The organism is Aestuariivivens sp. NBU2969, assembly GCF_019931125.1.
GTDB classification, from domain to species: domain Bacteria; phylum Bacteroidota; class Bacteroidia; order Flavobacteriales; family Flavobacteriaceae; genus Aestuariivivens; species Aestuariivivens marinum.
This window is the reverse complement of record NZ_JAIOUU010000004.1, coordinates 90,732-110,462: the sequence shown is the minus strand read 5'-3', so window position 1 is coordinate 110,462 and position 19,731 is coordinate 90,732. Positions and strand designations below refer to the sequence as shown.

Sequence of the window (19,731 nt, the reverse complement as noted above, 5' to 3'; positions counted from 1 at the left end):
ATGACATACGTAATTTGTCTATAAATGTGGTCATAACTACATTTGTACATCTTTAAAAACTAACTTTAAAATAATGAGCGGATTTTTTAAATCTTCGATTGGAAGAAAGGTAGCTATGGCGCTTTCTGCATTCTTCCTAATGTTTTTCTTAATTATTCATTTAGCGGTAAATATTACTTCTTTGTTTAGTGAAAATTTGTTCAACGAACTATCGCATTTTATGGGAACAAATCCTTTAGTGCAATTGGTTTTACAGCCAGTTTTAATTTTTGGTGTTGTTTTCCATTTTGTAATGGGCTTTATTTTAGAATTAAAAAATAAAAAGGCCCAAGGTGTAGCTTATGCCAGGAACAATGGAGCAGCTAATTCTACTTGGATGAGTCGAAATATGATTTACAGTGGACTAGTAATTTTAGCTTTTTTGGTAATCCATTTTGCTGATTTTTGGGTTCATGAAATCAATGTAAAATATATTAATGTTCAACCTGAAGACCCTTCGCGGTATTATCATGAATTGGTCGAAAAGTTTTTGCCTATGTGGAGAGTGACTGCTTATGTAGTAGCATTTATTCTTTTAGGACTGCACTTAGCTCACGGTTTTACTTCGGCATTTCAATCTATGGGTTCAACTGCTGGTAGAAAAGCAACATTGCAAAAACTTGGTAAAGCATATTCTATTGTCATTCCATTAGGATTTATAGTTATTGCTTTATTTCATCATTTTAACCATTAATCTTAATAAAAATGGCTTTAGATTCAAAAGTACCAAAAGGTCCAATTAAAGATAAATGGACAGATTATAAAAATAAAATCAACCTTGTAAATCCAGCAAATAAGCGTCATATAGACGTAATTGTTGTAGGTACAGGTTTGGCAGGAGGTTCAGCTGCTGCAACCTTGGCAGAATTAGGTTATAATGTAAAGGCATTTGCTTATCAAGACTCACCTCGCAGGGCACACTCTATCGCTGCTCAAGGCGGTATTAACGCTGCTAAAAATTATCAAGGAGATGGTGATTCCACTTATCGATTATTTTACGATACTGTAAAGGGGGGGGATTACCGTTCACGTGAGGCAAATGTTTATCGTTTGGCTGAGGTGTCTGCAAATATTATAGACCAATGTGTAGCACAAGGGGTCCCTTTCGCTCGTGATTACGGTGGGTTATTGGATAACCGTTCGTTTGGTGGGGTTTTAGTTTCTAGAACTTTTTACGCAAAAGGGCAAACGGGTCAGCAGTTATTATTAGGAGCTTATTCCGCAATGAATCGTCAGATTGCTCGTGGTAAGATTGAAATGTTTAATCGTCACGAAATGTTAGATGTTGTAATTGTTGACGGTAAAGCAAGAGGTATTATTGCTCGAAATTTAATAACTGGTGAAATTGAGCGTCATTCGGCACATGCAGTTGTTATTGCTTCTGGCGGATATGGAAATGTTTATTTCTTATCAACTAACGCTATGGGTTCTAATGCAACGGCAGCATGGAAAATTCACAAGAAAGGAGCATTTTTTGCCAACCCTTGTTACACCCAAATTCATCCAACTTGTATTCCGCGTTCTGGAGATTATCAGTCTAAACTAACGTTAATGTCCGAGTCATTGCGTAACGATGGCCGTATTTGGGTGCCTAAAAACATAGAGGATGTTAAGGCCATTCGTGAAGGCCGTAAAAAACCTACCGATTTATCTGAAAACGAACGCGATTATTATTTAGAGCGTCGTTACCCTGCATTTGGTAACTTGGTGCCACGTGACGTAGCATCTCGAGCTGCAAAAGAGCGTTGCGATGCGGGTTACGGTGTAAATGCTACTGGTGAAGCGGTGTATTTAGATTTTGCTTCAGCTATCGAGCGTTACGGAAAAGAGCAGGCAAAGATTCATAATATACAAAGCCCTTCCAAAGAAAAAATTACCCAACTGGGTGAGAAAATAGTGGAAGCTAAGTATGGTAATTTATTCCAAATGTATGAGAAAATCGTTGACGAGAATCCATACAAAACCCCAATGATGATTTACCCGGCAACACACTATACAATGGGTGGTGTTTGGGTAGATTATAACTTAATGACAACCATTCCTGGATGTTACTGTATTGGTGAGGCTAACTTCTCAGATCACGGTGCTAACAGACTTGGGGCTTCTGCTTTAATGCAAGGTCTGGCAGATGGTTATTTTGTGTTGCCTTATACAATTGGTGATTATTTAGCCGATGATATTCGTACAGGTAAAATTCCAACGGATTCAAAAGAATTTGATGAAGCTGAAAAAGCAGTAAAAGATAGGATTGAATTCTTCATTAATAATAAAGGTTCTAAATCTGTAGATTATTTCCATAAACGTCTAGGAAAAGTAATGTGGGATAAGGTAGGGATGGCTCGTAATGAAAAAGGGTTGAAAGAAGCCATGACTGAAATTAAACAAATTCGTGAAGAGTTCTGGAAAGAAGTAAAAGTGCCTGGAAGTGCAAACGAAATGAATCCAGAGTTAGAGAAGGCTGGTCGAGTGGCTGATTTTCTTGAATTAGGTGAACTATTTGCTAAAGATGCTTTAATGAGGGAAGAATCTTGTGGAGGTCATTTTAGGGAAGAATCGGTTGAAGAAAGCGGTGAGCAAAAAGGAGAAGCAAAACGTAACGATAAAGAATTTGCATTTGTTGCTGCTTGGGAGCACAAAGGAGAGCCTGCAGATGCAGTATTACATAAAGAAGAGTTAGAATTTAAAGATATTGAACTAAAACAACGTTCATACAAATAAGATTGACACTATGAATTTAACACTTAAAATTTGGAGACAGAAAGACTCAAATGTGAAGGGTCAAATGGTCGAATATAAGGTAACTGATATTTCAGAACATATGTCTTTCTTAGAAATGATGGATGTTTTGAACGAACAATTAGTTAATGAAGGAGATGAGCCTGTAGCTTTTGATCACGATTGTAGAGAAGGAATTTGCGGCATGTGTTCTATGTATATTAATGGTGAGGCACATGGTCCTGATAGAGGCGTTACAACGTGTCAGTTACATATGCGTATGTTTAACGATGGTGATACCATTACTATTGAACCATTTAGAGCGGCGGCATTCCCTGTAATTAAAGATTTAGTTGTAGATAGAACAGCTTTCGAACGTATACAACAAGCAGGTGGGTATATTTCTGTAAATACTTCTGGAAACACACAGGATGCGAATGCTATTCCTATTTCTAAACATGCAGCCGATGAGGCTATGGATGCTGCTACGTGTATTGGTTGTGGCGCATGCGTGGCGACCTGTAAAAACTCGTCTGCTATGTTATTTGTTGGAGCTAAGGTGAGCCAATATGCATTATTGCCACAAGGACAGATTGAGGCTGCAGATCGAGTTAGGAATATGGTTGCTCAAATGGATCTTGAAGGTTTTGGTAATTGTACCAATACAGGAGCATGTGAAATTGAATGTCCAAAAGGTATTTCTTTAGATAATATCGCTAGAATGAATCGGGAATTGATGAAGGCAAGTTTTTAGTCAAAATACTTTAAAATAATATAAAAAGACCTATAACGTAAGTTGTGGGTCTTTTTTGTTAGGTTATTTTAAACAAGAAAAGGCATAATCACATATAAACTCCCATTTAAATAATGAGAATTAGCAAATGAAAAAATTCATGTACTTTTGGTGCTGACCAATTCAAATCATGAAAAAATATATTTTCGTTTTAACTTCATTTTGCTTTATATTATGTGTTAATGTTTTTGCGCAGACCCCAGAGCTAAAAGATGACTTGTTTGATGGAGAAGCATTATTGATGCATGTAAAAAACTTATCGTCTGATGCTTTTGAAGGCAGACGAACGGGAACCAAAGGAGCCGTTAAAGCCAGAAAGTATATTATTAATACATTCTGTAAACTACAAGTTAAGCCTTTGAAAAAGAGTTATGAGCAATCTTTTATGTTTATAAAAAACAAAAAGGAATATAAAGGAGTTAATATTTTAGGCTTGATTAAAGGCACCTATAAACCCAATAAATATATTATTGTTAGTGCGCATTATGACCATGAAGGCATAAAAAGCGGACAGATTTACAATGGAGCAGATGATAATGCCTCTGGAGTATGTGCATTATTTAGTTTTGCTGAATATTTTAAAGTACACCCACCAAAGCACTCCGTTATTTTAGTGGCTTTTGATGCTGAAGAATTGGGACTTAGAGGTTCTAGACATTATGTGAACAATACTGTTGTACCTTCTAAAAACATCCTTCTAAATATTAATATGGACATGATTAGCAGAAGTGGCAACAAGGAGCTATTTGTAGTTGGAGTAGAAACTCATCAGCATTTTAAGCAGCTTTTTTCCAGTAAAGAATTTAAAACAGAAGATATAAAAATTTTAGTGGGACATGATGGTTATGATGAAAAGGATAATTGGACCTATTCTTCAGATCATGCCAATTTTTACAAGAAAGGGATTCCATTCTTGTATTTTGGGGTTGAAGATCACGAAGATTATCACGAACCCACAGATGATTTTGAAAATATCCATCCCGAGTTTTATTGCAAGGCAGTAAATCAAATCATTACTGTTTTTAAGCAAATTGATTTGTTGTCTTTTTAAAAATAGGCCTTTAACTGTACACTTCCTGTGTGTATGGTTTTGCTGGTTTCGGTTTTTCTACCAAAATAACTTAAGTTAAGGTCTAAAAAATTGGTAAGTTTTTTTTGTGCTAATAATGTCCAGGTAAAATTTGTACCTGGTTGCAAACCTTCAAGCATTTGGTAGGCAACGGGTGTATTTGCATTTCCAGTAAAGTTATTGGAAAAGTAATTTAACTCTCCGTTTACAGCTCCTTTTTCGTTTTTGGTTAAGCTAAATGATATACCATATTTTTGTTGTTGTAGTGTTTCTTTATTGCCAATAACATTGTTCTTATTGGCGTATTGATAAAACACATCAAATCTGGAAGTATCTCCAAATAGGTATGATATTTTCGGCTCAAATTGAGATTCGTTGAAGTTATAATTTTTACTAGCGAAGTTTTCACTTATACTTTCGGTATTGTCAAAAGTCGAGATTAATGTAATAAGCCAACTCTCTTTTATCTTATGAGTGAAATTAAATTGATGGCTCTTTATATTGTTTTCAATAAATCCAATGGATAAAATATTTCTAGATTTGTTGGAGAGGTATGTGTATGAGGAGGTATAATATTGTTTTCCGCGATTGAAAAAGAATACATTTCTAAAATTTAACTGTAAACCTAACGCATTGCCATCTTTTGTTTCAAAAGGATTTAGATTAAAAGTATAATTGTCTCGTTTAGTTTTACGATCTATTAAATAGCTGGCTTGATTATAAAAGTGCGACCAGATTTTTTTTGACTTATTCTCCGAAATAGTCCATTGTGACGGATTAATGATTAAGGTTTGGCTTAATCGGTTTTGATGTGTCTTTATAAAAACACGATTGGGTAATAATACTCTTATATATTTACCTTGATCTTGAAATTGAGCAATTTCAAATTCCTCAAGTTCCTGTATGCCATTGTTATTGTAGTCAATCCAAGTATATCTGCCTTGCCCTGGTTCTACTTCAATATAGGTAAAATCTTGTTGTGGTAAAGTGCCAGAGTTAGTTTCAAAAATGGTATTCCATTGTATTAATTGTTTAAACAACTTTTGATTGTATTGTAGACGTGAGTTTAAAGATTGTTCATCTCTTTCAGTGTCTTCTACATCTTTTAAGATTCTGTAATTAGCATATAGCGACAAAATGGTGTTTTTGTTTTGTACAAGCTTAGAGTCTAGGTAAAATGTATTAGAGGTATTGACACGTTGTAATTGATTGTTTCTAATGCTATCGTTTATGCGATATTTATAACCGATTTCAGCAAAAACCTTGGTGCTATCACCAACACCTGAAAACATTTCATAGGATTTGAATCTTTGGCTCAACAGCGTAAGATCTCTGGTGGAAACCTCACGTTGCTCATTATCTTCAATAGCTAGTTTAGTGCCTAGCCAGCCTTTTTTTAAGCTATATGCTATGCGGTTGTATGATCTAAAAAAAGTTGAGGTGTTAATCGAAGCATTTGCATTTAAAATACTAGAATGCGAAGTTATAAGTAATTTGTTCAACAGTAAGTGAGTATTAAAAACATGACGATTACCATTGAAGTCTTCCGAAAAACTCAAATGCTCAAATTGATAGTCTATAAATCCCTTTTTAGGATGATGCGCGCGAAATCCAGAATAAATAAGTTTTTGATTGCCTAGGTTGCTTACTATGTTATTACCTGTTGGTTGCCCTAAATTCCAATCACGGTTAAACTCGGCTTTATATAAACGTTGAATGGTACGGTAATTGGCATTAATAAAGTCCATATCAACAAAAGCATCAACAGCCCATGAGCTGTCGCGTTTTATTAAAGTTTGTTTGGCTTTGAATTTTCCAGCAAAGCCGTCATTATTAGCATCATCGGTATTGGAAAACAAGTTCAAATCGTTTTTGCTTCCCGAAGCTTCAAAGAGAATATTTGTTTTTTCACCTGGCTGGTAAATGCCATTTATAACTGCTATTTGCAGTTTGATAGGGGCAATGAGTTCTATCACAGGAGCGTAATTGCCCAACCCTAGACCTACATATTCATAAATATTGTTAATGGCATTAGTGCTGCTTAAAATATAATCGCCTTGGTTGTCACCAACCAAACTAAAGGTAACACGGTAGAGTTCGTCTTCAGGATTATTTGAAAACACAAAGGCTTCAACGCCATTTATCAATTCTTTTTTATAAAGAATTCTATTGTCGCTATAGGGTTCTTGAACATCTGAAGGAGCTACCATTAAATTACGATCATCCCCAGCATTTGATAATATTTGTACTTGTTCCTCCGATAAATTTTGTTGTAATGGCTGGTTTTTAGCATCGCTTTCAGAATAAACCGACACACCAATTTTCAACTTTTTACTTTCATAATTTCCGCCACCAAAAGTCACTAAGCGCGAATAATTTCGCTCAGAAAATTGATAATCGACCGTAATGCGCATTTCGGAAGTAATGGGGAAAGTAGAATTAAAAAGGATTTCCCCAGCATTATAATCTATGATATAATCTTGGTCTTCACCACGTTTTACAGCTACTCCATTTACGTAAACTGTTTCACTTCCCGATACAATGAGTACAAACAATTCCCCATTGGGACCTTGTAGCTTATAAGGGCCTTGATTGCCTTCTTGAGCTGTAAACTGACTAGTTGTAAACTGGCCCCTTACCAACGCGCCTGATGCGAAGAGATTGGTTTGTTGGTCGTTTTCACCCAAATTGATATTAACCAATAAGCCTTGTACCCGCTTAGAAAAATTAGCAAAGTAGGAGTTTGTGTTTAGTAAATCGATATCTCCTGCACGAATGTTCCACTTATCGCTAAACAATTCAATAAACACTTGATCGAATTCATCCAAACGTTGCGAATAACCACTTTCCTGTAGTGGAATGTTGGCATCTTGTATTGATGCCCTGAGGGAGACCTTGTCGTTTAGTTTTCCCGTAATCTGCAAATCGAGCTCACTGTTCAATACTGAATTTTGATTGTTTCCAATGGTAACGCCCCGTGAAATACTCCCTGATGTGGTCAATCCATCAAAAGGAATGAAATTGTTATCTCTGTTGGATTCTGATAATTTATAGAGCTTTTGTAGGGAGCTAGTATTTTCAACTATAATATTTTCATCGAGTTGTTTGTAGATTCTGGTTAAAAACTCAGGAAACTTCAAAAAATTAATAATAATGGAATCGGTTGCAATTGGTTTTTTAAAGGTCAAAATGGCTTTAGGGAAATCAACTTGGTAAAAAGAAGAATCAATAACGGAACTATCTTTTGTTTTAACGGAAAACCAATGCGGATTAATACTCACACTGTCAATACGAATGGTGTCTAGTAAAGCCACTTTTATAGTTCTATAATTGGATGTTCGGTCTTGGGAAAACCCAAAAATACCAATACAGAAAATGATAAAAGAGAATATATACTTCATCAAATATTAAAACAGCGAGGTTGAACTATTATTGTTAATACTTTTTCTTAAAACTCCTAAGTTTATCCATAGTGTAAAAGTAACGTATTATTTATTTTAGCAGACATTAGCTTATTTGATAAATGAGATTTTATCTAGATTAGAAGCTTAAATATTTTGATTTTAATATGCTATGAATAATGGTTATTTTTAAAATTAAACCTGAAAATGATACATTCTTGAATTCGTAACAATAAATAAAATTAATACATGAAAATTATATCATACAACGTAAACGGCATTCGTGCAGCTCTTAATAAGGGCTTTATAGATTGGTTAAAATCGGCCAATCCAGATGTAATTTGTTTACAGGAAATAAAGGCCTTAAAAGAGCAATTGGATCTAGATATTTTTAACGCAGCAGGTTATGTACACCAATATTGGTTTAGTGCCCAAAAGAAAGGTTATAGCGGCGTTGCCATTTTAAGTAAAAAAAAACCAAATCATGTCGAGTATGGCACAGGAATTGAGTCAATGGATGCCGAAGGCAGAAACCTACGCGTCGATTTCAATGGTGTGTCTGTAATGAGCTTATACCTGCCTTCAGGAACCAATGATGCACGATTAGACCATAAACTGGAATATATGGCCATGTTTCAAGATTATATTAACACTTTAAAGCAAGACATCCCAAACCTGATCATTTGTGGTGATTACAATATTTGCCACGAAGAAATAGACATTCACAACCCCAAAGGCTTGAAAAATGTTTCAGGTTTTTTACCAGTTGAGCGGGAGTGGATAGGTAATTTTATAGCTAATGGATTTATAGATTCGTTCCGTTATTTAAATCCCGAAAAACAACAATATAGCTGGTGGAGTTATCGTGCCAATGCCCGAGCCAATAACAAAGGTTGGCGGTTGGATTACGCCATGGTTGCTCATGCATTACAAGAAAATATAAAAAGAGCCGTTATACTTTCGGATGCAGTGCATAGTGACCACTGTCCTGTTTTAGTGGAAATAGATAAATAATTTAGTAACAAAACAATTTTTTGAACCTTTAAAAATGATAAAAAAAACCTTATTAACCGTTTTAACTCTAGCTTTGGTAACTAGCTGTGTGTCTCCCAAAGTCTATAAAGATTTAGAAGCTAAATACGATAATTTAAAAAAGGAAAACCGTAAGCTTTCTGATGAAAATGAGCTGTTGAATAGCGCGAAGATTGCAGCTGAAAATGAACTGAAGCAGCTTAAAGCTGCTTATGAAGAAGCCGTTGCTCAACGCGATAAATTACAGGCCGATTATAATGCCACAAAGGCCAATTATGAAGCATTAAAAGATTCCTATGATGCTTTAGAGAAAAACAGTTCGGCAGCTATAGCTGCCAATTCTCAAAAGAACCGGGAGCTATTGGCACAATTGGAAGCTAAGGAACAGGCTTTGGCTGCTGAAAATGCCCGTTTAGAAAAATTGAAACGGGAATTGGAAGATCGTTCAAACCGTGTGGCTGAGTTGGAAAGTGTTATAGCGGCTAAAGATGAAGCCATGTCAGCATTAAAAGATGCTATTTCAAGAGCATTAACCGACTTTGAAGGTAAGGGGCTTACTGTTGAACAGCGTGATGGAAAAGTTTACGTGTCAATGGAAAATAAACTATTGTTTGAATCTGGTAGCTGGGCAGTGGGAACAGAAGGACGTCGTGCTGTTATGCAGTTGGGAACTGTACTTGCAGATAACCCTGATATTGCTGTGCTTATTGAAGGTCATACCGATAATGTACCATACCAAGGCTCGGGGGCGTTAAAAGGAAACTGGGATTTGTCTACTAAACGTGCTACGGCCATTGTTGATATTTTGAGTGAAAATGGAAATATAAATGCAGAAAACCTTACAGCAGCCGGTCGCGGTGAGCATTCACCAATAGCTACCAACGACACCCCTGAAGGGAGAGCCAAAAACAGACGTATTGAAGTTATTTTAACACCTAAATTGGATGAGCTGTCTAGGTTGTTAAGTGATAATTAGAGTTAGCCTGATAATGTAGCTTTGATAGCTGAGCCTTTATAAGCTACCAAAAAAATGTATAATAAACTAAATAAAAAACCTTTAAAGTATGACGACTTTTAAAGGTTTTTTATCTTTAAGGTTTAGTCTAAAAATCATAAGTTTTGAAAATAAAAGAAGTTAACCATGAAATTTACTAAGCTACCGCATACCAACATTAAAGTGAGTAAGATATGTTTGGGAACTATGACATGGGGTCGCCAGAATACTGAATCTGAAGGCCATGAGCAGTTGGATTATGCGTTTAACGAAGGCATTAATTTTATAGATACGGCAGAGTTATACCCTGTACCAGCCACACCTGAGACCAGTGGTCGAACTAGTGAGATTATAGGAACCTGGCTAAAAAAGACAGGCAATAGGGATAAGGTGGTTATTGCCAGTAAAGTTATAGGTCGAACCAGTGATTATGTAGCGCATATTAGAACAACAGGATTCAGCCCATTATCTATACAAGACGCTATTGAAAAAGAACTGAAACGTTTACAAACGGATTATATTGATTTATACCAGTTGCATTGGCCAGAGCGATTGACCAATACCTTTGGAAAGCTAGATTACAAGCATGACCCAAATGATACATGGCAGGATAATTTTAACGAGGTGCTTCATGAATTAGATAAGCATATTAAAGCTGGCAAAATTAGGTATGTGGGTTTGTCCAATGAAAAGGCTTGGGGTGCCATGCGCTATCTGGAAGAGCATAAAATACACAACTTACCTAGAATGGTGACTATCCAAAATGCCTATTCGTTATTAAACAGGACCTTTGAAGGTGATTTGGCAGAAGTGTCCATACGGGAAGGTATTGGGTTGTTAGCTTACTCCGCCTTGGGGTTTGGTATGCTGACAGGAAAATATATTAATGGTACTGCCAATCAACACTCTAGATTAAACCGTTTTCCTCAATTAAAGCGTTATAGTGGGGAACGCACTAGAAAAGCCACCGAAAAATATGTACAATTGGCCAAAGATTATAACATAAGCCCAGCGCAAATGGCTTTGGCCTTTGTAAATCAACAACCTTTTTTAACCAGTAATATTATAGGGGCTACCAATTTAAAACAGCTTAAGGAGAATATTGATAGTATTCATATTAATTTAAGCAATGCATTGGTATCAGAAATCAATACTATACATAAAGCCATTCCTAATCCGGCACCGTGATTGACTTATTCTGTCATTCAGCTATTGTAATTAAGGTGATATCTATAGTTTGATAAAAAGTATTTCTAGTATCTCTTAATATGAGTAAAAAATTTTAAAATCAGAAAAAAATAATATGAAGAGTAGTGTTATTCTCCTTGGTTTTGTAATGCTTATGGGATGTGCAAACTATGTTCCCAGAAAACAGAGAGAGGAAATTTCTCTTGAAAATCAAATAAATACTTTGGATTATAAATTTATATTGCCCGACACATGGCATCCTTTTTTGGATATTCATGGTGAAGTGAGCTTTAGACCTGTAAAGTACTCCCAAAAACGGCCAATTGTTCAAATACATTTGTGTAAGATACGGTCATTAGAAAATGAACAGGTGAGTTTAAGTGAATTCATTGAAAACATGATGAAAAACTCAAAGATGACTGAATATGTACAGAATTATTACTACGAAAAAGAAAAAATTCAAACTGTATTTGGGGAAACATATTTAATAGAAGAAAGCTATATTTTTAATGGTAAAAACTCTGCTATTAGAAGTTTGTATTTTCAAAAAAAGGAAAGTATTTACTCTTATACCTATTTTTCAACAGAATCGTTATTTAATAAATTTATAAATGATTATGTGTTTATTTTTTCTAAACTAGAGTTTAAAGAATAATGGTTATAATAAAGTTGTTTAAAGCGATAAAGTACAAAACCTTAAATCCTTCATTACTTTCAATTAGTAAAAGTATCAGACAAAGGCTCTTTAATTAACAAAAAAGGAAAGGGGATATAGCCATCAATATTTTAGAGCTACCAAAATAAAACAGCCTAAGTAGAATTTTGATAGTGTTCATATTAATTTAAGTGAGGCATTGGTATCTGAAATTAACGCAATACATCAAACCACCCCCAATCCGGCACCATAGAATTTTTCCTATTTTAAAAGCAATTTTTCAACAAATATTTTGTAAAAGAAATTGGAAAAAATTTTTTTCAAAAAAATACAAAAGCTGACAAAAGTAAGTTTTTAATGCAGCTACTATCAGTAACTTTGCAGAATAAAATTATTTTTCTATTTATTATGACAGTTAAAAATATACTTTTAGGCTGTTCGATTTTGTGTGCTATAGTGTCTTGCAATAACACAAAAAAACCATCACAGTTAAATCTTGAAAATAAAGAGTCACATTGGAGTTACTCCGGCGAAACATCTCCAAAACACTGGGTAGATATAGAGAAAAACTCAGATTGTGGTGGTAAACACCAATCACCTATTAACATTTTACACAAAGATGTGGATTCTGTACAAAAGAAGGGCGATTTAAAAATATTATATACGCCAAGTACATTAATAAGCAATGTTGATAATAATGGGCACTCCATTCAATTTAATTTTGAGGAAGGTGATTCAATAAATTATAATAATAAGACGTATTGTTTAAAGCAAATCCATTTTCACGAACCCTCAGAACATAAAATCAATGGGGTTATTTATCCCATAGAGATGCACTTGGTACATGTTGGCCGAACAGGAGAAATAACTGTATTGGGTATTTTTGGAGAAGAAGGAGACCAAAGTCAATTGTTTGAATTTTTTGAAAGTTTTTTGCCTTTGCAAAATGGAGAGTCAAAAGAAATACATCAAAAAATTGATTTATCGAGTCTTTTTTTAAAGGATAAGCATTACTATTCATACAATGGTTCTTTAACAACTCCACCTTGCACTGAGAATGTGAATTGGATTGTTTTTAAAGAGCCTATTATTTTGTCTGAATCAGAAGTCTTGAAACTTAAAGAAACTATGCCTCTTAATAATTACAGGAATGAGCAGGCCTTAAATGGAAGGGTTGTACGTTATAATTATTAGATAGATTTGTTATATGAAAGCAAAAAACCCTTTACCTAGATAAGTAAAGGGTTTTTATTATTTAATCTGTTTACCATCTTTATCAAAAAAGTGGTATTCTAGATATGTGTAAGCATCTCTTGGTAAAATTTTAACCCATTTTTTGTGTTCAAAAAACCATTTTGAACGTACAGATGGAAAACCTTTTGTTAAAAAGGCTGCTATAAAAGGATGTGTGTTTAAGGTCAGCTTTTTATAGTCTTTCTTAAATAGTCGTTCAAGATCATGCGTTATTTTTTGTACAATACCAATAGGAGCTTCAACCTCCGAACCATTAATGCTGTTAGGGTTTTCCTCACGGGTTTTAATGTTCATTTCTGGGCGTACACGCTGTCTTGTTATTTGTATCAAACCAAATTTACTTGGCGGCAATATTTTGTGTTTTGCCCTGTCATCTTTCATTTCATCACGAAGATGGTTAAACAGGGTTTGCCTGTTTTCGGCATTGGTCATGTCTATAAAATCAACCACTATAATACCTCCCATATCACGCAAACGTAATTGTCGGGCAATTTCGGTGGCTGCAATTAAATTAACTTCCAGTGCTGTTTCCTCTTGGTTATTGGCTTTGTTAGATCTGTTACCGCTATTTACGTCTATAACATGCAGTGCTTCGGTGTGTTCTATCACTAAATAAGCACCTTTTGCCATAGAAACGGTTTTGCCAAAAGAGGTTTTAATTTGCCGTTCTATTCCAAACTTTTCAAAAATGGGAACGGTAGACTGATACAATTTAACTATTGATTCTTTTTTTGGTGCAATTTCCTGCACATAATCTTTAATTTGATAGAAAAGCTCTTCATCATCAACAGTAATGCCTGTAAAGGTATCGTTGAATATGTCTCGTAAAATAGACGAGGCTTTATTCATTTCGCCTAAAACTTTACTAGGATGATGGGCTTTATGTAGCTTTTTACACATTGCTGTCCAACGACTAAGCAAACGTTGTAAGTCTTGATCTAGTTCAGCTACTTTTTTGCCTTCTGCTACCGTACGAACTATAATGCCAAACCCTGGTGGTGTTATACTTTTAACCAGTCGTTTTAATCGATCTTTTTCATCCTTATGTTCTATTTTTTGAGAAATAGAAATACGGTTGGAAAAAGGGACCAGAACAATATATCTACCGGCAATGGAAAGCTCTGAACTTATTCTTGGCCCTTTTGTAGATATGGGTTCTTTTACTATTTGTACTAATAGCGATTGATTTGATTTTAAGACATCAGTAATTTTACCGTCTTTATCAATGTCTTTTTCAAATGGGAAATTTTTTAAAGAAAAATCTCTTAGTTTACCTGTGCTTACACGTTTTGTGAACTTTAAAAGAGAAGGTAGTTTTGGCCCTAAATCATGATAGTGCAAAAATGCATCTTTCTCATAACCTACATTAACAAATGCGGCATTTAGTCCAGGAACAGCTTTTCTTATTTTGGCTATAAACACATCACCAACAGAGAAGTTGTTACCATCTTCATCTTTCTGTAATTCAATAAGTTTTCCATCTTTAAGTAAGGCAAAATCAACTTCTTCGGAACTAGATCTAATGATCAATTCTTTATCCATTTAGTTAATTTTAATCCACCACAAACACATGTGACAGATGGATTATACAATATTTTTCTGATGTAGAAAACATGGTATTCAATCATCAGATATCATCTTTTTACTTCTATGACGTAAAATCAAAGTTGTAATAAGATGTTATTTCACAGGATTTTTTAAATCCGTGGAGCTTAGTTTAGTAAGCTCATTTCAAAGAACGTTGTGTGTCTTAAACCAAAAAAGTAGTTAGCTAACTACTCTTTTAGTTTATTTTTTCTTTTTGTGACGGTTAGCGCGTCTACGTTTTTTACGTTTATGCGTCGCTACCTTATGTCTTTTGCGTTTTTTACCACTTGGCATAAATAGTGTCTTTTAAATTAATGATTCTTTTTAAGGCTAATCCCGATAGCTATCGGGACAGCATATTATTTTTACTTGACTTCTACATTAGTTTTAACGCCTTCAACAAAAACTTTTGCAGGCTTAAATGCTGGAATGTTGTGAGCTGGTATTTTAATAGTTGTGTTTTTGGAAATGTTTCTTCCAGTTTTTTCAGCTCTTGTTTTAATAATAAAGCTTCCAAAACCTCTTAAGTAAACATTGTCACCACTTTCTAATGATATTTTTACTTCTTCCATGAATGTTTCAACAGTTGCTTGAACATCTCCTTTTTCAATTCCTAATTTTTCAGAAATTTTTGCTACTAAATCAGCCTTAGTCATTTTTATTTTTTATTTTTTAGTTACTATTATCGTTTTTAAAGGGATGCAAATATAGGAATTAAATATTCAATATTTCAAACCTAATTCATTAAAATTTAAGATTATAAACGTTTATTTTAGCACTTTGTTTAAATCGTATTCATGCAATTTCCTAAAATTTTAATGCACTGGTATTCAGTTAATAAACGCAGTTTGCCATGGAGAGAGACAACCAACCCTTATCATATCTGGCTATCGGAAATTATTTTACAGCAAACTCAAGTGACCCAGGGGCTGCCTTATTACGAAACATTTTTGATACAATATCCTACGGTTTTCGATCTTGCTGAAGCTAAGGAAAGTGAAGTGCTAAAATTATGGCAGGGGTTGGGTTATTATTCCAGAGCTAGAAACTTGCATACTACCGCTAAATATATTGTTAATGAACTTAATGGGGTTTTTCCAAATAACTATAAGGACCTATTAAAGTTAAAAGGCGTTGGTGACTACACGGCAAGCGCCATAGCTTCTATTTGTTTTAATAATGTTACTGCAGTGGTTGATGGGAATGTGTATAGAGTATTATCCAGATATTTTGCTATTGAAACACCCATTAATACAACTATTGGGGCTAAAGATTTTAAAGCGCTAGCACAAGAATTAATTGATAATGATAATCCTGCTTTGTTTAACCAAGCCATTATGGAGTTTGGTGCTCGTCAATGCCGACCTAAAAATCCAGATTGTTCGGTTTGTCCATTGCAGGAGGGGTGTTTAGCATTAGGCACAAATAAAATAAACATGTTACCCGTAAAACTTAAACCAGCAAAAGTTAAAAAAAAGCATTTCAATTTTTTGGTATTTATTTCAAATGATGGTAAAACAGTATTAGAACAACGTAAGGATAAGGGGATATGGCAAAACCTATATCAATTTCCTTTAATAGAGACAGTTAAAGCTATTGGTGTTCCACAAGTGAAAGTTTTATTGAATACTAATGATCTATTAAAAAACAAAACCTTTGATATTACCTTATATAATAAAGATACAATAGTTCATAAGCTATCTCATCAGCATTTATATACAAAGTTTTGGATTGTGAAAGTTGATGACTTAGGAAGTAAAGGCATTTTTACAAAAGATATTCACCAATATGCGGTTCCTGTTTTAATAGGAAATTTCATTGAAGCCTTTAAATTCTAAAACAATAGTTAAGCAATCACATTTTTTTATTAATTTTAAAAAAATGCAAAGCAAATGACTAATTTTGCTTTTTAAAATAAAGAAAACACATGTCAGGAACATTGAATAAAGTAATGCTTATAGGGCATTTAGGGGATGAGGTGAAAATGCATTATTTTGAAGGTGGAGGTTGTGTAGGGCGTTTTCCGTTGGCTACCAACGAAACCTATACCAACAAACAAACCAATGAACGGGTTACAAGTACAGAATGGCATAATATAGTGGTGCGTAATAAAGGTGCTGAAATTTGTGAAAAGTATTTAAGTAAAGGTGATAAGGTTTATATTGAAGGTCGTTTGAAAACAAGAAAATGGCAGGATGAAAAAGGGAATGATAGGTATTCTACCGAAATACAGTGTACCGATTTCACCTTTTTAACTGCCAAAACTGAAAGTGAGGTTAATGCAAATTCAAATAATAATCAAAATGCTCAGCCAAAAGAAAATACTTTTCCTGAACATAGTATTGAACCAATTGGTGATGAAGACGATGATCTGCCTTTTTAACCAGAAAGGTGGACCGTTTTTTATTGTTTAACTAATATCTTATTATTTGGATCCCGACCCTTCGAGTTATATACTATTATCTTTAGCTGTTGATTTTTCAATGGTGGGCGGTTTTGTATTACTAGTATTGTTATTAATTTGTTCAGCATTAATCTCTGGGGCTGAAGTGGCCTTGTTTTCCCTTAGTAGAACAGATATTGATGCTGAAATGGAGCAAAACCCTAAACGCATCCAAATTATTTCCAATCTCTTAGAGCGTCCTAAAAAACTGTTGGCCACCATTTTAGTGGCAAACAATTTTATAAATATAGCCATTGTTATCCTATTTGCTTATTTGGGCAATTCTATTTTTAATAACATCATATCACAAGTCTTTCGTTTTATATTGGAAGTAGTAATCGTTACCTTTTTAATTTTGTTCTTTGGTGAAATTTTGCCTAAAATATACGCAAGTAGAAACAAACTTAAATTTGCATCCTTTATGGCTTACCCACTAAAAGTATTGGATGTTGTTCTTTCCCCAATTAGTTTGCCTATGCGAAGTGTAACCCTTTCTATACATAACAAATTTGGGAAAAAGAAATCTAATTTAAGTGTCGATCAGCTATCACAGGCCTTAGAACTTACTAGTGATGAGGATACTACTAAGGAAGAGCAAAAAATTTTACAAGGCATTGTATCCTTCGGTAATACAGACACCAAGCAAGTTATGCGTCCGCGTATTGATATATTTGCATTAAATATAGAGGCAAAGTATATAGATATTATGCCTGAAATTATTGAAAACGGTTATTCTAGGATTCCAGTGTATCAAGATAATATTGATACCATAAAAGGTATATTGTATGTAAAGGATTTATTGCCATATATTGATAGAAAACAATTTGATTGGGCTAGGCTTATACGCGAACCATTTTTTGTACCGGAAAATAAAAAGCTAGACGACCTTATGGCAGAGTTTCAAGAGAAAAAGGTACATCTGGCTGTGGTTGTTGATGAGTATGGGGGAACTTCTGGATTAATCTCTTTGGAAGATATCATTGAAGAAATTGTTGGGGATATTAGTGATGAGTTTGACGATGAGGATTTAACTTATTCTAAGCTTGATGATAATAATTATGTTTTTGAAGGTAAAACTGCTTTAAAGGATTTCTATAAGGTTATTCAGGTTGAGGATGAATCGATTTTTGAGGTTAATAAAGGAGAAGCTGAAACTATTGCCGGTTTTGTGTTAGAAATTTCAGGAAGTTTCCCTAAGCTCAACAGTAAAATAAATTTTGAAAATTACGTTTTCACCATAGAGGCTTTAGACAAAAAGCGTATTAAACTTTTAAAGTTTACCATTTCTTAAAGGATAAAACTGAAAACAGAAAAAAATTTTCTATGCTTGTTAAAATAAAGTTCAATATTTTTTTAAGATGTTTTTTGATAGCAACTGTTTTGGGCATTTTATCTTGTGGTGAAAATGTAGTGCCAAAACCAAGAGCCTATTTGCGATTAGATTATCCTAAAGCAAAATATAATAAAGCTGAAATAGCTTTGCCTTTTTCTTTTGAAAAAAACAATTTGGCTACAAATTTAATAATAAGGCCAGTTGAAGGCACTACAAGTAGTTATGGTGTGAATTTGGAATACCCAACCATGAAAGGCACTATTTATTTAACCTATAAAGCTGTTGAAGGCAGTGAAAAGAATTTAGTGGAATTTTTGCGAGATGCCCAAAATTTCACTCAAAAACATACTGTTAAAGCAGATGGCATTTTAGAAGAACGTTATGAAGACAGTGATGAAAAGGTGTATGGGATGTTCTATAAAGTTGGAGGGAATGCTGCATCTCAATCACAATTTTACGTAACCGACAGTATCAATCATTTCTTAACAGGGTCACTTTACTTTAACACAAAACCTAATTACGATTCCATTTTACCCGCAGCCCATTATTTGCAAAAAGATATTAAGCATATTATGGAAACGGTTAAGTGGGAATAAAAACTTTTAAAGTCTAATATAATAGGTTTGAACTAAGTTTCAAATTAACTAACAAAAGCCTAAACTTAAATTTATTACAGAAATTTATTTTGTTGAAAAAGTATCAACAGTTTTCATGTCGGTTACTTTATAAGTATCGGTAATGCTAGTTACTGTTTTTTCCAATAATGTATGATTTACTTTGGCTTTATTGTATTCAACCATAGCTAGCTTTCTGTCAAAATCTACCTTAGCGTATTTTACCCCCTCCATTTTAGTTATCCTTTTTTCAATGGTAGCGGCACACCCTATAGCACAAGTCATACCTTCAACAGTAAATTCTGCTTTGGTAAAAGTAACATTGGAATCTAGTTCTTTTGTGGTCTCTACTTTAACTGTTTTTATTTCGGGCTTGATTTCATTTTTACAACCCGTAAGAAGCATTGCTATTATGAATAAACTTAAAATATATTTTATTGTTTCCATAAAAATTTTGTTTATACTTTTAGTAAACAAATTTAATCAATATTGAAGTTTATTGAGTAATAATAAACCCAATTTTCTAATTCTAAAAATTAGATTTAATGATATTTTTTTATAGAATGATTAATTTGAATAAGTTTTTCTAAGATTTGATTGTAAAATATCTATTA

17 protein-coding genes are annotated in these 19,731 nt (G+C 34.0%); 13 read left to right on the top strand and 4 right to left on the bottom strand.

Going from position 1 to position 19,731, the window contains the following annotated elements:
* The first annotated feature begins 73 nt into the window (after positions 1-73).
* The 4 genes from K7G79_RS04825 (at position 74) to K7G79_RS04810 (ending at position 4,598) form a co-directional block, all read left to right on the top strand.
* Complete coding sequence (locus tag K7G79_RS04825; RefSeq protein ID WP_223549693.1) at positions 74-733, top strand: succinate dehydrogenase cytochrome b subunit; 660 nt, start codon at positions 74-76, stop codon at positions 731-733.
* 11 nt (positions 734-744) lie between these two features.
* Positions 745-2,757: a fumarate reductase/succinate dehydrogenase flavoprotein subunit gene (locus tag K7G79_RS04820; protein ID WP_223549691.1), complete on the top strand. Its 2,013-nt coding sequence runs from the start codon at positions 745-747 to the stop codon at positions 2,755-2,757.
* 10 nt (positions 2,758-2,767) lie between these two features.
* Positions 2,768-3,508, top strand: a complete 741-nt coding sequence (locus tag K7G79_RS04815; protein WP_223549689.1) for a succinate dehydrogenase/fumarate reductase iron-sulfur subunit — start codon at positions 2,768-2,770, stop codon at positions 3,506-3,508.
* 169 nt (positions 3,509-3,677) lie between these two features.
* Positions 3,678-4,598, top strand: coding sequence for a M28 family peptidase (locus K7G79_RS04810; RefSeq protein ID WP_223549687.1), 921 nt, complete (start codon positions 3,678-3,680; stop codon positions 4,596-4,598).
* Here K7G79_RS04810 and K7G79_RS04805 read toward each other — a convergent pair.
* A complete protein-coding gene (locus tag K7G79_RS04805) occupies positions 4,595-8,017 on the bottom strand; it encodes a hypothetical protein (RefSeq protein WP_223549685.1) in 3,423 nt (1,140 codons plus the stop codon). The genes K7G79_RS04810 and K7G79_RS04805 overlap by 4 nt on opposite strands.
* A gap of 249 nt (positions 8,018-8,266) precedes the next feature.
* Here K7G79_RS04805 and K7G79_RS04800 point away from each other — a divergent pair, with 249 nt between their 5' ends.
* From K7G79_RS04800 to K7G79_RS04780, 5 genes are all read left to right on the top strand, one after another.
* Positions 8,267-9,031, top strand: a complete 765-nt coding sequence (locus tag K7G79_RS04800) for an exodeoxyribonuclease III (protein WP_223549683.1) — start codon at positions 8,267-8,269, stop codon at positions 9,029-9,031.
* Positions 9,032-9,065: 34 nt separating this feature from the next.
* Positions 9,066-10,025 (top strand): OmpA family protein, encoded by a 960-nt coding sequence (locus tag K7G79_RS04795; protein ID WP_223549682.1) that lies wholly within the window; start codon positions 9,066-9,068, stop codon positions 10,023-10,025.
* A 165-nt stretch (positions 10,026-10,190) separates the two neighbouring features.
* The gene (locus K7G79_RS04790) at positions 10,191-11,231 is read left to right on the top strand and encodes an NADP(H)-dependent aldo-keto reductase (protein WP_223549679.1); all 1,041 of its coding nucleotides are present in this window, start codon (positions 10,191-10,193) and stop codon (positions 11,229-11,231) included.
* 115 nt (positions 11,232-11,346) lie between these two features.
* Complete coding sequence (locus tag K7G79_RS04785; protein WP_223549676.1) at positions 11,347-11,886, top strand: hypothetical protein; 540 nt, start codon at positions 11,347-11,349, stop codon at positions 11,884-11,886.
* Positions 11,887-12,294: 408 nt separating this feature from the next.
* Positions 12,295-13,080, top strand: coding sequence for a carbonic anhydrase (locus K7G79_RS04780; RefSeq protein WP_223549674.1), 786 nt, complete (start codon positions 12,295-12,297; stop codon positions 13,078-13,080).
* A gap of 57 nt (positions 13,081-13,137) precedes the next feature.
* Here the strand turns inward: K7G79_RS04780 and K7G79_RS04775 are convergent, their stop codons facing one another.
* Together K7G79_RS04775 and K7G79_RS04770 are read right to left on the bottom strand one after the other, a co-directional pair.
* On the bottom strand, positions 13,138-14,682 hold the full coding sequence (locus K7G79_RS04775) for a ribonuclease E/G (protein WP_223549673.1): 1,545 nt from the start codon (positions 14,680-14,682) through the stop codon (positions 13,138-13,140).
* Positions 14,683-15,092: 410 nt separating this feature from the next.
* Positions 15,093-15,383, bottom strand: coding sequence for an HU family DNA-binding protein (locus tag K7G79_RS04770; RefSeq protein WP_223549671.1), 291 nt, complete (start codon positions 15,381-15,383; stop codon positions 15,093-15,095).
* Between the two features lie 141 nt (positions 15,384-15,524).
* Here K7G79_RS04770 and mutY point away from each other — a divergent pair, with 141 nt between their 5' ends.
* The 4 genes from mutY (at position 15,525) to gldD (ending at position 19,099) form a co-directional block, all read left to right on the top strand.
* Complete coding sequence (gene mutY / locus K7G79_RS04765; protein ID WP_223549670.1) at positions 15,525-16,565, top strand: A/G-specific adenine glycosylase; 1,041 nt, start codon at positions 15,525-15,527, stop codon at positions 16,563-16,565.
* An 89-nt stretch (positions 16,566-16,654) separates the two neighbouring features.
* Complete coding sequence (locus K7G79_RS04760; RefSeq protein WP_223549668.1) at positions 16,655-17,110, top strand: single-stranded DNA-binding protein; 456 nt, start codon at positions 16,655-16,657, stop codon at positions 17,108-17,110.
* 46 nt (positions 17,111-17,156) lie between these two features.
* Positions 17,157-18,461: a gliding motility-associated protein GldE gene (locus K7G79_RS04755; protein WP_223549667.1), complete on the top strand. Its 1,305-nt coding sequence runs from the start codon at positions 17,157-17,159 to the stop codon at positions 18,459-18,461.
* 32 nt (positions 18,462-18,493) lie between these two features.
* Positions 18,494-19,099, top strand: a complete 606-nt coding sequence (gldD, locus tag K7G79_RS04750) for a gliding motility lipoprotein GldD (RefSeq protein WP_223549665.1) — start codon at positions 18,494-18,496, stop codon at positions 19,097-19,099.
* Between the two features lie 84 nt (positions 19,100-19,183).
* Here gldD and K7G79_RS04745 read toward each other — a convergent pair whose 3' ends face one another.
* Positions 19,184-19,564, bottom strand: coding sequence for a heavy-metal-associated domain-containing protein (locus K7G79_RS04745; RefSeq protein ID WP_223549663.1), 381 nt, complete (start codon positions 19,562-19,564; stop codon positions 19,184-19,186).
* Positions 19,565-19,731 lie beyond the last annotated feature (167 nt).